We start from the raw sequence: 14,137 nt of genomic DNA on the forward strand, positions 1-14,137 counted from the left end.
CGCCTGCGCGCAGAACAAAGCGTTGCAGCCAGCGTAAACAGGCCCTAGTGTCCCGCGCATGAAGATCATCATCCTGGGGGCCGGCGAGGTCGGCGCCACGCTCGCCGAGACGCTGGCGCACGAGTCCAACGACGTGACCGTGGTCGATACCAACGAGGCCCTGCTGCGCCCGCTGCAGGACCGTCTGGATATCCGGGCGGTGCACGGCTACGCCGCGCATCCGGCCGTGCTGCGCGATGCCGGGGCCAACGACGCCGACATGATCATCGCCGTCACCGCGGTCGATGAAATCAACATGGTGGCCTGCCAGATCGCCTACACGCTGTTTCATACACCAACCAAGATCGCGCGTATTCGTTCCTCGGAATATCTGGTCGAGGATCGACTGTTCCACCAGGACGCGATCCCGATCGATATGTCGATCAGCCCGGAACAGCTGGTCACCGACTACATCAAGCGGCTGATCCAGTATCCCGGCGCGCTGCAGGTGGTCGATTTCGCGGACGGCCGCGTGCAGGTGGTGGGTGTCAAGGCCTATTACGGCGGCCCGTTGGTCGGCAACGAGCTGCGTGCGCTGCGCGAGCACATCCCGAACGTGGATACGCGGGTCGTGGCGATCTATCGCCGCGGCAAGCCCTTGATTCCGGAAGGAGACACGCTCATCGAGGCCGACGACGAGGTCTTTTTCGTCGCCGCGCGACGTGATATCAAGCAGGTGATCGGGGAGCTGCGCAAGATCGATCGCCCGGTCAAGCGGGTGATGCTCGCCGGCGGCGGCAACATCGGTACCCGTCTCGCCCTGGCGCTGGAGAATCAGTGCCAGGTCAAGGTCATCGAACACAATCCGGAGCGCGCGAGCTGGCTGTCCGAGCGCGTGAACCGCTCGATCGTGCTCAAGGGCGATGCCGCTAACGAGGCGCTGCTGCGCGAGGAGAACATCGAATCGGTGGATGTGTTCTGCTCGATCACCGACGACGACGAGGCCAACATCCTGTCCGCGATGCTGGCCAAGCGCCTGGGCGCGCGCAAGGCGATGTCTCTGATCAATCGCCTGGCCTATGTCGATCTGATCGAGTCGTCCGGAACACAGATCGATATCGCGATCTCACCGAAACAGTCGACCATCTCGGCGCTGCTTGCCCATGTCCGGCGCGGCGACGTGGTGCGGGCCCACACGCTGCGCCGGGGTGCCGCCGAGGCGATCGAGGCGATCGCCCACGGCGAGCGCGGCAATTCGCGCGTCGTGGGCCGACGCATCGACGAGATCAAACTGCCGCCAGGCGCCACCATCGGCGCGCTCGCCCGGGACGAGGAAGTGCTGATCGCGCATCACGACACCGTGATCGAGTCCGGCGATCATGTGATGATCTTCATCATCGACAAACGCTATACCACGGAAGTCGAGCAGTTGTTCCAGGTCGGCGTGTCCTACGTCTAGTGCCGCGATGATCAACGGCCGACTCAATTATCGATTCGCCGGCGTGCAACGCGTGCTCGGCGTGCTGCTGATGATCTTCTCGGCGTCCATGCTGGTGCCGGCCGGCGTCGGGCTGGGCTACGGCGATGGCGAGGTGCCGGCGTTTCTGATCGGCTTCGCGGTCACGCTGTTCACCGGTCTGGCCGTCTGGCTGCCCACCCGGCGTGTGGTCAGCGAACTCAAGATCCGCGACGGCTTTCTGGTGGTCGTGCTGTTCTGGATGGTGCTGTCGTTGTTCGGCGCGATTCCGCTCTGGGCAGCGACGCGTCCGGACATGAGCTTCACCGACGCTGCTTTCGAGTCGGTCTCGGGACTGACCACCACGGGCGCAACCGTGCTGACCGGCCTGGATACCCTGCCCCACGCAATCCTGTTCTGGCGGGTGCTGCTGCACTGGATGGGCGGCATGGGCATCATCGTGCTGGCTGTGGCTGTACTGCCGATGCTCGGCGTCGGCGGCATGCAGCTCTATCGCGCGGAAACGCCCGGGCCGATCAAGGATTCCAAGCTCACGCCGCGTATCCGCGAAACCGCGAAGGCACTGTGGTATCTGTATCTGTCGCTGACCGCATTTTCCGCGCTGCTGTTCTGGCTGGCCGGCAATCCCCCCTTCGATGCGATCTCGAACGCCTTCTCGGCGATCGCGACCGGCGGATTCGCCAACCATGATCTATCGATCGGTTATTACGACAGCGACTGGGTCTATCTGGCCGCCTGTGTCTCGATGGTGCTCGGCGCGGTCAGCTTCGGCATGCATTACGTGGCCTGGCGCAGCGCGAACCCGCTGACCTACTGGCGGGATTCGGAGACACGTACGTTTCTCGTGATGATGCTCATCGCGACGCTGGTGACGACCATCACGCTGCTGGTCGCGGGCACCTATGTCGACCTGCCCGATGCCTCGCTCAAGGCCTGGTTTCAGGTATTGTCGATCGGCACCACGACCGGGTTCACCACCGGCGATTATTCGGTCTGGCCGCGCTTCGTGCCGGTCTTTCTGCTCCTGGGCAGTTTCATCGGCGGCTGTGCCGGCTCGACCACCGGCGGCATGAAGGTCGTACGATTCATTCTGCTCGCCAAACAGGGCACGCGCGAAATCAACCGCCTGGTGCATCCCAACGCCGAAATCCCGATCAAGATGGGCAGCAAGGTCATTCCCGATCGGGTCGTGCACGCCGTCTGGGGCTTCTTTTCGGTCTACGTGACCATGTATGCCCTGATGTTTCTCGTACTGCTGGCCACGGGTCTCAACGAGCTGACCTCGTTCTCGGCCGTCGCGGCGACGATCAACAACGTCGGCCCGGGGCTGGGCTCGGTCTCGTCCAACATGGCCGGACTGCCCACGCTCGCGAAATGGGTGCTGTGTCTGTCGATGCTGCTCGGCCGCCTGGAGGTCTTCACCCTGCTGGTGATCCTGACACCGGCGTTCTGGCGACGCTGAGCGTACCGGCTGTCGTGGCGGTCGAGCGATTCGGCTCGTATCCGCTTGGAACAGGCCCTAAACTTGTGTTCATGACGATGCGAGACCAACTTCAAGCCATGATCGATGCGGGACGCGACACGCCGTTGGCGCGCTTCACGCTCGGTGAACTGTTGCACCGCGAAGGCGACCATGACGCCGCCATCGCCCATCTGGCCCAGGCCGTGGCCCAGGACGGTCAGTACTCGGCCGCCTGGAAGCTCTACGGACGCGCCCTGCTCGATGCCGGACGCCTCGACGAGGCCGACGACATCCTGGCGCGCGGTATCGCGGTCGCGCGTGACAACGGCGACAATCAGGCGGCACGCGAGATGGAAGTCTTCGCCCGTCGTGTCGCCAAGCAGCGCGGCTGATGTCGGTATACACGCGTCTTGACGCCACGCAACTGCAGGACCTGCTCACCGATTACGCGATCGGCGAGCTGGAGGATTTCACCGGCATCTCGGCCGGCGTGACCAACACCAATTATTTTGTCGACACGACACTCGGCCGCTGGGTGCTCACTCTGTTCGAGCAATCCGAGCCCGACGAGCTGCCGTTCTTCATGCAGTTGATGGATCATCTCGCGGCCCACGGCGTGCCGGGCGCCCATCCGGTCGCCCGCAATGACGGCGGCTTCCTGTCGCACGTCGGCGGCCGGCCGGCGGCGCTGGTCTATCGACTCGACGGCGCCAGTACCGATACCCCGAGCCCGGCCCAGTGTGGCGCGCTGGGCGGCGTCGTGGCCGAGATGCATCGGGCGGTCAACGGTTTCGCGCCCCGCCAGCGCAACCCGCGCGACCTGTCCTGGATCGAAGAGGCGGCCGGGCGACTGCGCGAGGTGCTGGCCGCCCCCGAACGCCGTTTTCTCGACGAAGAACTCGGCTTCCAGCGCGACGTGGCATGCCGCCAGTTCCGAGATCTACCGCGAGCCGTGATCCACGCGGATCTGTTCCGGGACAACGTACTGTTTCGCGACAACCGTGTGGCCGGCGTGATCGATTTCTATTACGCCTGTCACGAATGCCTGCTGTTCGATCTCGCCGCGATCTGCTGCGACTGGGCGTATTCCGATGCCACGTTCCTGGCGGCGCACTGGGAAGCGTTCATTGCCGCCTACGCCCGGCGACGGGCGCCGACCGAGGCCGAGCACGCCGCCTGGCCGGCGATGCTGCGCGCGGTGGCCCTGCGTTTCTGGGTCTCGCGTCTCGTGGATCTGCATTTTCCGATGCGCGGCCATGACGTCCAGGTGCACGATCCGGCGCCGTTCGCGCGCCTGCTCGAGCGCTTTCGCCAGGCGCCGCCGGCACTGGGCCCGGCGTGATCGCCCTCATCCAGCGCGTGCGCGAAGCACACGTGACGATCGATTCGGTGCGCGTCGGCCGGATCGGCCCCGGTCTGGTCGCGCTGGTCGCCGCGGTGCCCGACGACACCGAACAGACGGCACAGCGTCTGGCCGAGCGCGTTCTGGCCTATCGTATCTTCGCCGATGAACAGGGCCGCATGAATCATGGCGCGATCGCCGTCGGCGCGGGCGTGCTGGCAGTACCACAGTTCACGCTCGCCGCCGATACCCGCCGCGGCAACCGGCCCGGATTCTCTCGTGCCTGCCCACCCGATCGAGCCGCGCCATTGTTCGATACGTTCGTCGCAGAGCTGCAGCAACGGCACGCACCGATCGAGACCGGGCGTTTCGGCGCCGACATGCAGGTCGGCCTCGTCAACGATGGGCCGGTGACATTCTGGCTCGAGAGCTATTAATCCGGCACCCAAACAGCTGACGACCTCAGCTGTTTTCAACGCCATCGAAAGAAATGCCGGCACTTGTCCGTCGTTTTATTTTCAATGGCTTCACGGCCGTTGGCCGTGGCGCGCGTGCTGTCGCACACGCGCGTCATCAACCCGAAAAATCATCTATTTTCAGGCCGGGTTAATAAAGCCCCGGCCCGGCCGGCACGCGCCGGGTACGATGCAGCGCGCGGCGGCGACCACCCCGGGCCGTGCCGACGGCATTTCCGGTGCCGGTATTCGTTGCCGCGACAGGACTCGCCTCGGCGCGACCAAGCGCGTATGATCGACCGTCCGCAGGGGTCAACCAGTTAGCGTCCATGACATCGCGTTGCGCGACCGTCGAACGCCGCACGGCCGAAACCGCCATCCATCTGAGCCTGGATCTCGACGGCTCGGGCGCGTTTTCCGCCAAAACCGGCGTCGGTTTCTTCGAACACATGCTCCACCAGGTCGCCCGCCATGGCCTGATCGATATCGATGTCAGCGCCGAGGGCGATTTACACATCGACGATCATCATACGGTCGAGGACATCGGGATCACGCTCGGCAACGCCCTGCGTGAAGCATTGGGCGACAAGCGCGGCATCATGCGCTATGGCCATGCCTATGTGCCGCTCGACGAAGCGCTGTCGCGCGTGGTCATCGATTTCTCGGGCCGACCGGGGCTGCATTTCCGGGCTGATTTCACCGCCGAGAAGATCGGCACCTTCGATACCGAACTGGTCCGTGAGTTCTTTGGCGGCGTTGCGGCCGGTGCTGCGATGACGCTACATATGGACAATCTCGCCGGTGGTAACGCGCACCATATTGCCGAGACGCTGTTCAAGGCCTTCGGGCGTGCGCTGCGCAGCGCCGTCGCACGCGATCCGCGTGCTGCCGAAGCCCTGCCTTCCACTAAAGAAAGCCTCTAGTTCCAAACCGTTATGGCCACCGTCGGAATCATCGATTACGGAATGGGCAATCTGCACTCGATTGCCAAGGCTCTGCGCTATGTCGCCTCCGACGAGCAGATCGAAGTCAGCTTCGACCCGGATGTGCTCTCGCGCATGGACCGGCTGGTGCTGCCCGGCGTAGGGGCGATCGGCCATTGCATGGACGAGCTGCACCGTCTCGAACTCGATGCGATGCTGGCCGAGGTGCTCGGGCAGAAACCGTTGATGGGCGTCTGTCTCGGCATCGAAGCACTGATGACCCATTCCGAGGAATCGGGGGGCGTGGATACGCTGGGGGCCTTCCCCGGCAAAACGGTCAGGTTCGCCGAGCCGGATGCCCAGCCCGACGGGCGACGCCGCAAGATCCCCCACATGGGCTGGAACCAGGTGCGCCAGGAACGCCATCATCCGTTGTGGAAGGACATCGCGCCGTCGTCCTGGTTCTATTTCGTGCACAGCTACTACGTGGTGCCGGACGAGCCGCGGCATGTCGCCGGCACCACGGAATACGGCGTTCGTTTTGCCTCGGTCATCCTGCGCGAGAACACGTTCGCAGTGCAGTTTCACCCGGAGAAGAGCCAGTCCGCCGGGCTGCAACTACTCGCGAATTTCCTGGAGTGGGACGGCGCGGCCTACTGAGCCGACCGGCGGTACTCCAGCGATCCTTTCGACTCGAAGCCGTCATCAACGAGGAGTCACGGCGTGCTACTCATTCCCGCCATTGATATCAAGAACGGATCCTGCGTGCGCCTTCGTCAGGGCGACATGGACAACAACGTCACGGTCTTCGACAGCGACCCGGTCGCCGTCGCGCGCCGCTGGGCCGAGGCCGGCGCCGATCGCGTCCACGTGGTCGATCTCGATGGCGCTAAGGCCGGCCGGCCGGTCAACGACCGGGTGATCGGCGACATCGTCGACGCCGTGGCCGGCATACCGGTCCAGGTCGGCGGCGGCATCCGCGACGAAGCCGCCATCGAAACCTATCTCGACCGCGGCGTGGAATACGTGATTCTCGGCACGCGCGCAGTTTCCGAGCCGCACTTCGTGGCCGATGTCGGGGTGGAGTTTCCCGGACATATCATCGTGGGGCTGGATGCACGGGACGGCATGGTCGCCACCGACGGCTGGTCCAAGCTGTCCAACCACACGGTCGCCGATCTGGCACAACAGTTCGAGGCCGATGGCGTGGTCGCCATCATCCATACCGATATCAGCCGCGACGGCATGATGCAGGGGCTGAACGTGCAGGCCAGCCGCGAGCTGGCCTCGGCGCTGACGATTCCGGTCATCGCCTCGGGCGGTGTCACCGACATGCGCGATATCGAGGCCCTGCTGGAAGCCGAGACCGACGGCGTGGCCGGCGCGGTCATCGGACGGGCCATCTATGAGGGCACGCTCGATTTCGCCGCCGCGCGCGAACGCGTCAATGCCCGTCAGCAGAACAGCGTGGGGAGCTGACTCGTGTCGCTGGCCAAACGCATCATTCCCTGCCTTGATATCGACAAGGGCCGCGTGGTCAAGGGCGTCAAGTTCCTCGAGATCCGCGACGCCGGCGACCCGGTCGAGATCGCCCGTCGCTACGATCAGCAGGGTGCCGACGAACTCGTCTTCCTCGACATCACCGCATCCAACGAGGATCGCGACACGCTCATGGAGGTGGTTGAGCGAGTCGCCGGCGAAGTCTTCATTCCGTTGACGGTGGGCGGCGGCGTACGCACGTTGCCCGACGTCCGCCGTCTGCTTTCCGCCGGGGCCGACAAGGTGTCGATCAACACGGCCGCGATCAGCAATCCGGAATTCGTTGCCGAGGCGGCCTACCGCTACGGCAGCCAGTGCATCGTGGTCGCTCTCGACGTCAAGAACGCGGCGAAGAAGGATGAGGCGCCGCGCTACGAGATCTTCACCCACGGTGGGCGCAAGTCGACCGGCATCGAGGCCATCGGCTGGGCCAAGAAACTGGTGTCGCTCGGCGCCGGCGAAGTGTTGCTCACGAGCATGGATCGGGACGGCACCAAGTCCGGCTTCGACATCGCCCTGACCCGAGCCGTGTCCGAGGCGGTCACGGTGCCGGTGATCGCCTCGGGCGGCGTCGGTAGCCTGGATGATCTCTACCACGGGCTGACCGATGGCTGTGCCGATGCGGTGCTCGCTGCCTCCATCTTCCATTTCGGCACCTACACCATTCAGCAGGCCAAGAACTATCTGGCCAGCCACGGGGTGGCGGTTCGAGACGCAACGCTGCGCTGAGCACGTATCGAAGCAGGGCTCGTCTCTGCTCGTGCCGTCTCACGATAAAAAAACCCGGGCCGGGCCCGGGTTTTTCGCGTCTGCGACGCGGCTGACAATCAGGTGGTCTGATCTTCGTGCTTGCCTTCGGCGAATTCCTCGATCGCTTTCGCGCAGAAGGCATCCAGGTCATCGGGCGTGCGGCTGGTGACCAGGCCCTCGTCACAGACGACTTCCTGATCCACCCAGGTCGCCCCAGCGTTCTGGATATCGGTCTTGATCGACGGGAAGGACGTCACCGTCCGACCGTCGAGCACGCCGGCCTCGATCAACAGGATCGGGGCATGACAGATCGCCGCCACCGGCTTGTGCTGGGCAAAGAAATCGCGGGTGAACTGAACGGCCTTTTCGTTGGCTCGCAGCGCATCCGGATTGACCACCCCGCCCGGTAGAACCAGACCGTGATAATCCCCGGCCGAGACCTGATCGACCGTCTTGTCGACGGCAAACGTGTCGGCCTTGTTGATGTCGGCGTTCATGCCCTGGATTTCGCCGGACTTGATCGAGATCAGCTCGACCGTCGCGCCGGCTTTTTTCAGATCGTTCCATGGCCGCGTCAGCTCGACCTGTTCGAAACCGTCGGCCGCCAGAAACGCGATCTTCTTGCCTTGCAGTTCTTGCGTCATGCCAATGCCTCCTTGGGCTTGGTTTGCATACACGGAGAATGTGCCGCGAAACCCAGGTCTTTCCAATCAGGACAGTTACTTAGGGCATGTCGTCATGGGATAGGCAGCCGCATTTGCCCCCGCGAGTCGCGTCAAGCAAGGCGCGCAGAGCGGCGTGGCGCGACCGGCCGGGGCACCCGAAGGGCCCGAAGACCACCCGGCGTTATCGCGCGCTCACGTGGCTGGGCCACGCCGTGCTCGCGATGCCTTGTCCTGCGCCGATTCGCCGCGGATGCGACGGCCGATCTCGTGACGACGCACCCTGGATTGCGATGCCGGCGGCGTCGACGGCGCTGACCTGCCGCCTCATTCGCGAACGAGCACGGCGTAATAAAACCCGTCCAGGTCATGAGCGCCCGGGGCGATGCGCTGCCCGAACGCGGTCGGCTGCCCCACGAGCGGCGCCGGGTCGAGCGCGCTGGCATCCGGCGTGGCCGCCACGAAATCCTGCACGATGTCGTCGCCTTCGGCAGCCAGGATCGAACAGGTCGCATAGACCAGCCGACCGCCGTGTGCCAGCGTCGGCCACAGCGCCTCCAGCAACCGGCGCTGGCGGACCGCAGCCGTGTCGATATCGGTGGCTCGACGCAGCCATTTGATGTCCGGATGACGCCGGATCACACCCGTGCCGCTGCAGGGGGCGTCGAGCAGTATCCGATCGAACGGCTCGCCGTTCCACCAAGCGGCCGGTTCTGCTGCATCGCCGACGCGCGTGGTCGCCGACAGACCCAGACGTGCCAGCGTGGCCTCCAGCGTGGCCAGCCGACCGGCATCGATATCCAGCGCCGTGAGCGCGATATCGGCACGCTCGCACAGATGCGCGCTCTTGTTGCCGGGCGCCGCACAGGCATCCAGCACGCGCTGGCCGTCGTGCGCGGCCAGCAGATCGGCCGCGATCTGGGCCGCGCCATCCTGAATCGAGACCCGGCCCTCGGCAAAGCCGGGCAGGCGTTCAGCGGCGACCGGTGCAGCGAGCGTGGCGCCGTCCGCGCAAACCGTCATCGGCGAGGCCGACAGATCGGCTGTCCGCCATTCGGCGAGCATCGCATCGCGCGTCGTGCGTCGTCGGTTCACGCGCAGATGCATCGGTGCCCGATCATTGCCGGCCGCCAGCACCTCGGTCGCGGCCGCGCCCCAGTCGGCAGCGATGCGCTCGACCAGCCAGTCGGGGTAGCTGTGCATCACCCCGACCGCGGCCTCATCGCCAAGCCGGACAGGCTCGCGCTGATGCCCCCGCAGCACGGCATTGACCAGCCCCCGGGCCTTGGACAGTTTCAGGGATTTGGTCGCCGCGACCGTGGCATGAACCGCGGCATGGGCCGGTACACGCGTCGCCTCGAGCTGGAACAGGCCCACGCGCAACAAGGCATCCAGCACCGGCTGCGGTGTCTTTTTCAGGCGCGGCGCCAGCAGCGCCCCGAGACGGCGATAGTCGCGCAACGTACCGTAGGCCATCATGCGCGCCAGCGCGAGGTCGGCGCCGGACAGATCAGACGGCCATGCCGCGAGTGCAGCATCCAGGCTCTGCCCCTGATCGATCACGCCGGCCACGGCCCGCGCGGCCAGTGCCCGCGGCCGGGCCCCGGCATCGGCTGTCTCAGCGGCCAAAACGCTGGCCCACCCAGTCGCGGCCGTTGGCGGCCTCGGCCGCCGTCATGCGACGTTTGCCCGGCAGCTGGAGCTCGGTCACGCGCAGCAGACCATCGCCAGTGGCGATATCGATGCCGTCACGACCGGCTGCCACGACCTCGCCGGCCGTGCCCTGGCCTTCACGGGCATGCGCCTGCCAGAACCGTACCGTGGCGCCGTCGAGCGCGGCGTGGGCCACCGGCCACGGCGCGAACGCCCGCACGCGGCGCGCGATCTCCCGGGCCGGTCGATTCCAGTCGTCGATCATCGCTTCGGCCTTTTCCAGGCGCGCGGCATAAGTCGCCCGGGCATCGTCCTGGGCGACCGGTGACAGGCCGTCCGGCAGCTGATCCAGCACGTTGACGAGCGCCGCCGCCCCCAGGGCGGCCAGCGCGTCGTGGAGCGTTCCCGCCGTGGTCGTCTCGTCAATCGGCAACGGCCGGACAGCCAGCATGTCGCCGGTATCCAGGCCACGGGCCATCTGCATGATCGTCACGCCGGTCTCGGCATCACCGGCCTCGATCGCCCGGGCGATCGGCGCGGCACCGCGCCAGCGCGGCAACAGCGAGGCATGCACGTTGATCCCGCCATGGGTGGGCACATCGAGCACGCCAGGCGGCAGGATCAGGCCGTAGGCCACCACTACAAGCACGTCCGGCTGCCAGGCCGCCAGGGCGTCGACGGCGACCGGGTTCTTGCGGAACCGCTCCGGCTGGGCGACCGGCAGGCCGCGTTCCTGGGCCCGGGCCTTGACCGGTGAAGGCTTGAGTTTTCGTCCACGACCGGCCGGTCGATCCGGCTGGGTGAGAACGCCGACCAGTTCGTGATCGCTGGCGGCGATCGCATCCAGCGTGGGCAACGCGAATTCCGGCGTGCCGGCAAAGACGATGCGCATCAGGCCTCATCCTGTCGCTTGGCGTTCTTGGCCATCTTGCGCCGGATACGCTCGCGTTTCAGGCGCGACAGCTTGTCGATATAGAGCCCGCCGTCAAGGTGCGCCAGTTCGTGCTGCACGCACTGTGCCAGAAGCCCCTCGACCTCCATTTCGTATTCGCTGCCATCACGATCCTGGGCCGCGAACGCCAGACGCGTGGCGCGCGTGACACGGTCGTAGTGTTCCGGCACGGACAGACAGCCCTCGTCGACGACCTCCTCGTCCTCGGACCACAGGATGCGCGGATTGCACATCACGATCCGCTCGTTCTTGTCCTCCGAACAGTCCATGACGGCCACCCGCCGTATATCGCCAACCTGCGTGGCCGCCAGGCCCACGCCGGGCGCGTCGTACATCGTCTCGAACATATCATCGATGAAACGCGACAGCGCTTCGTCGAAGACCGTGATCGGCTCGGTGACCTCGCGTAGTCTCGGGTCGGGAAAATGCAAAATCTCGAGAATCGCCATACGCTATCGGCTAGTAAACGGATAAGTCGGTGCCGTTCCCGCGATCCGGGAACGACAAACGCGGGAGTATAACGGTTTGGGGAGACGTCAGACGGGCCGTATCTGGGCGACGTGGTCATTCGCGGTCGCGGCATTGGTATCAACCGGCTGTGCACACCGCCAGCCGACGACCCACGACGCGGCCGGATCATCGAAATCGACGTTGCCGATGCCGCGCCTCGACGCCGATCCCGGCTATGAATCTGCCCCCGACGATGGTGAGACGACGCCCGGCCCGTCTGTCCCGACACGCCAGACAACCGATCTGGCCTCGCACATGCGCGACGATGCACCGACGCGCTATATCGTCCAGCAGGGAGATACGCTCTGGGCCATCGCCAGCTATTATCTGGATGCCCCGTGGCTCTGGCCCCAGCTCTGGCATGCCAATCCGGCGATCGACGACCCGGATCTGATCTATCCCGGCGACGTACTCGTGCTGGCCCGCGGCATGGACGGCACGCCGCGGCTCATGCGCGACGACGACGAAGACGCCGCTGCTTCCGGAGCGCCCGCGGGCACAGTGCGCTTGTCGCCGCAGGTGCGCGTGGCCTCGCTCGACGATGCCATTCCCGTGATCCCAGCGGATGCAATCCGCGAATTTCTGGACAGCCCGCGCCGTGTGGATGCCGGCGTACTGCACGATGCGCCCTATCTCGTCTCGCTCGGCGACGAACAGCTCGTGGCCGGCAATCAGGCCCGCGTCTATGTCCGCGGCCTGCCGCCTGAGCACGCGGCGCGTTACTCGCTGGTCCGCCCGGCGGATGTGTATCGCGACCCCGAGAACCATCGCAAGCTCGGGCGCGAAGCCGTGCCCGTGGGCGAAATCACGATCGAGTCAGCCCCGGCCGACAGCGATGTGGCGATCGGAACCCTGACACGCATCCAGCGCGAGGCACGCGCCGGGGATCGCCTGTTGCCGCTGTCCAATGCCGACCTGGTCCGGGACTTCCATCCGCGCACGCCGGCGGCCGAAGTCGCCACGCACATCGTCTCGGTCTACGGCGGTATCAGCCAGATCGGCCAATATGATGTCGTCGCCCTGGCCGACGAGGGCAGTCCGCGCTTGTCGCGCGGCGACGTGCTGGACATCTATCAGGCCGGCCGCACTGTCAACGACCCGATCGCCGGCGGCCAGGTTCGTCTGCCGCGCCGCCGCGCCGGCCAGCTCATGGTGTTCAAGAACGACGGCCCGGTCAGCTATGCGCTGGTCATGTATGCCACGCGCGCCATACACGTCGGCGACGTCGTGCAATCCCCGGGCGCGTCATGACCCCACGTGATGCCTGGCTGCGTCTGGCCACCACGCCGGGCATCGGCCCGGTCACAAGCGATCGGCTGCTCGCGCGTTTCGGCGATGCCGCCACCGCCTTGTCCGCCGGCGACCGCGCCTGGCGCGAGGCCGGCGTCACAGCCGCGGCTCGGGCCGCACTGGCCGACGAGCCGAGCACGCTGACCGCGCGTACCCACGAATGGCTCGACGTCCCGGGGCATCATTTCATCACCCGTGACAGCGCCGCTTATCCGGACACCCTGGCCGCACTCGATCCGCCGCCGCCCTGGCTCTATGGCATCGGCGATCTCGACCTGCTCGGGCTGCCCGCGATCGCCATCGTGGGCAGCCGCAATCCCTCGCATGCGGGCGCAGCGGCCGCCGCCGAGTTCGGTGAAGCACTGGCAGCCGCCGGATTCGTCGTCGTCTCGGGCCTGGCCCGCGGTATCGATGCCGCCGCGCATGAAGGTGCACTCGCGGCCGACGGCATGACTCTCGCCGTCACCGGCACCGGCCTGGACCGGGTCTATCCCGCGGCCAACGAAGCCCTGGCCCGTCGCATCGCAGAGTCCGGGCTCATGCTTTCCGAGTTCTCGCTCGGCACACAGCCCGCCCGGGGCAATTTCCCGCGTCGCAACCGCGTGATCGCCGGCCTGGCGACGGCGACACTCGTGGTCGAGGCCGCCCGCGCTTCCGGCTCGTTGATCACGGCCCGGCTGGCCAGTGCCGCCGGCCGCGAAGTCTTCGCCATGCCCGGTTCGATCCACAATCCGCTGGCTCGCGGCTGTCATCAGCTGATTCGCGAAGGCGCGAAACTGGTGGAGACGACCGACCACATCATCGAAGAGATCGCGGCGGTGCTGCCCGGCTATCGCAGCCCCCGCACCGAACCGACGATACGCACCACGGACACCGGCCCGACCGCCTCCTCGGCCCGATCCAGCGATGATGTCGCCAGCTCGACCGATACCGACGAAAGTGGCGCCCTGTTCGATGCGATCGGGCATGACCCGGTTCGCATGGATGATCTGATCGCCCGAACCGGCTGGACCGCCGATGCCGTGTCGTCCTCGCTATTGATTCTGGAACTCGAAGGCCGCATCAAGACACTGCCCGGCGGACGCTACGTACGCGCGACCGACTGAAGCGTGATGCATCGGCGCCGATACCGGGCTTGTACCC

Annotated in this window: 15 protein-coding genes; 11 read left to right on the forward strand and 4 right to left on the reverse strand. The window is 66.0% G+C overall.

Features of this window, described 5'->3' with window-relative positions:
* Positions 1 to 58 precede the first annotated feature (58 nt).
* The 9 genes from trkA (at position 59) to hisF (ending at position 7,906) form a co-directional block, all read left to right on the forward strand.
* The gene (trkA, locus tag D3260_RS15915) at positions 59 to 1,438 is read left to right on the forward strand and encodes a Trk system potassium transporter TrkA (protein ID WP_120099602.1); all 1,380 of its coding nucleotides are present in this window, start codon (positions 59 to 61) and stop codon (positions 1,436 to 1,438) included.
* Between the two features lie 7 nt (positions 1,439 to 1,445).
* A complete protein-coding gene (locus tag D3260_RS15920) occupies positions 1,446 to 2,918 on the forward strand; it encodes a TrkH family potassium uptake protein (protein ID WP_120099603.1) in 1,473 nt (490 codons plus the stop codon).
* A gap of 98 nt (positions 2,919 to 3,016) precedes the next feature.
* Positions 3,017 to 3,310: a tetratricopeptide repeat protein gene (locus D3260_RS15925; RefSeq protein ID WP_233544111.1), complete on the forward strand. Its 294-nt coding sequence runs from the start codon at positions 3,017 to 3,019 to the stop codon at positions 3,308 to 3,310.
* Positions 3,310 to 4,260 (forward strand): homoserine kinase, encoded by a 951-nt coding sequence (locus D3260_RS15930; RefSeq protein ID WP_120099604.1) that lies wholly within the window; start codon positions 3,310 to 3,312, stop codon positions 4,258 to 4,260. The genes D3260_RS15925 and D3260_RS15930 overlap by 1 nt, the downstream gene beginning before the upstream one ends.
* On the forward strand, positions 4,257 to 4,697 hold the full coding sequence (gene dtd, locus D3260_RS15935) for a D-aminoacyl-tRNA deacylase (protein WP_120099605.1): 441 nt from the start codon (positions 4,257 to 4,259) through the stop codon (positions 4,695 to 4,697). The genes D3260_RS15930 and dtd overlap by 4 nt, the downstream gene beginning before the upstream one ends.
* Before the next feature lie 347 nt (positions 4,698 to 5,044).
* Positions 5,045 to 5,638 carry an imidazoleglycerol-phosphate dehydratase HisB gene (gene hisB, locus D3260_RS15940; protein WP_120099606.1) on the forward strand — a complete coding sequence of 198 codons (594 nt, stop codon included), beginning with the start codon at positions 5,045 to 5,047 and terminating at the stop codon, positions 5,636 to 5,638.
* Between the two features lie 12 nt (positions 5,639 to 5,650).
* Positions 5,651 to 6,298: an imidazole glycerol phosphate synthase subunit HisH gene (gene hisH, locus D3260_RS15945; protein WP_120099607.1), complete on the forward strand. Its 648-nt coding sequence runs from the start codon at positions 5,651 to 5,653 to the stop codon at positions 6,296 to 6,298.
* Between the two features lie 63 nt (positions 6,299 to 6,361).
* Positions 6,362 to 7,117, forward strand: a complete 756-nt coding sequence (gene hisA, locus D3260_RS15950; RefSeq protein WP_120099608.1) for a 1-(5-phosphoribosyl)-5-[(5-phosphoribosylamino)methylideneamino]imidazole-4-carboxamide isomerase — start codon at positions 6,362 to 6,364, stop codon at positions 7,115 to 7,117.
* Between the two features lie 3 nt (positions 7,118 to 7,120).
* Positions 7,121 to 7,906, forward strand: a complete 786-nt coding sequence (gene hisF / locus D3260_RS15955) for an imidazole glycerol phosphate synthase subunit HisF (protein WP_120099609.1) — start codon at positions 7,121 to 7,123, stop codon at positions 7,904 to 7,906.
* A gap of 98 nt (positions 7,907 to 8,004) precedes the next feature.
* Here hisF and D3260_RS15960 read toward each other — a convergent pair whose 3' ends face one another.
* The 4 genes from D3260_RS15960 to def all read right to left on the reverse strand — a co-directional run bounded on the left by D3260_RS15960 (position 8,005) and on the right by def (position 11,643).
* On the reverse strand, positions 8,005 to 8,571 hold the full coding sequence (locus tag D3260_RS15960) for a type 1 glutamine amidotransferase domain-containing protein (protein ID WP_120099610.1): 567 nt from the start codon (positions 8,569 to 8,571) through the stop codon (positions 8,005 to 8,007).
* Between the two features lie 345 nt (positions 8,572 to 8,916).
* On the reverse strand, positions 8,917 to 10,218 hold the full coding sequence (rsmB, locus tag D3260_RS15965; protein ID WP_120099611.1) for a 16S rRNA (cytosine(967)-C(5))-methyltransferase RsmB: 1,302 nt from the start codon (positions 10,216 to 10,218) through the stop codon (positions 8,917 to 8,919).
* Complete coding sequence (gene fmt / locus D3260_RS15970) at positions 10,208 to 11,134, reverse strand: methionyl-tRNA formyltransferase (RefSeq protein ID WP_120099612.1); 927 nt, start codon at positions 11,132 to 11,134, stop codon at positions 10,208 to 10,210. The genes rsmB and fmt overlap by 11 nt, the downstream gene beginning before the upstream one ends.
* Entirely contained in the window at positions 11,134 to 11,643 is a 510-nt protein-coding gene (gene def, locus D3260_RS15975) for a peptide deformylase (protein WP_120099613.1), read from the reverse strand. The genes fmt and def overlap by 1 nt, the downstream gene beginning before the upstream one ends.
* Before the next feature lie 208 nt (positions 11,644 to 11,851).
* On the opposite strand from def, the gene D3260_RS15980 reads away from it, so the two are divergent.
* Both D3260_RS15980 and dprA read left to right on the forward strand, forming a co-directional pair.
* On the forward strand, positions 11,852 to 12,955 hold the full coding sequence (locus tag D3260_RS15980; RefSeq protein WP_120099614.1) for a LysM peptidoglycan-binding domain-containing protein: 1,104 nt from the start codon (positions 11,852 to 11,854) through the stop codon (positions 12,953 to 12,955).
* Positions 12,952 to 14,100, forward strand: a complete 1,149-nt coding sequence (dprA, locus tag D3260_RS15985; RefSeq protein WP_120099615.1) for a DNA-processing protein DprA — start codon at positions 12,952 to 12,954, stop codon at positions 14,098 to 14,100. The genes D3260_RS15980 and dprA overlap by 4 nt, the downstream gene beginning before the upstream one ends.
* Positions 14,101 to 14,137: the final 37 nt, after the last annotated feature.

Source organism: Salinisphaera sp. Q1T1-3, from assembly GCF_003602005.1.
In the GTDB taxonomy this organism is placed as follows: Bacteria; Pseudomonadota; Gammaproteobacteria; order Nevskiales; family Salinisphaeraceae; genus Salinisphaera.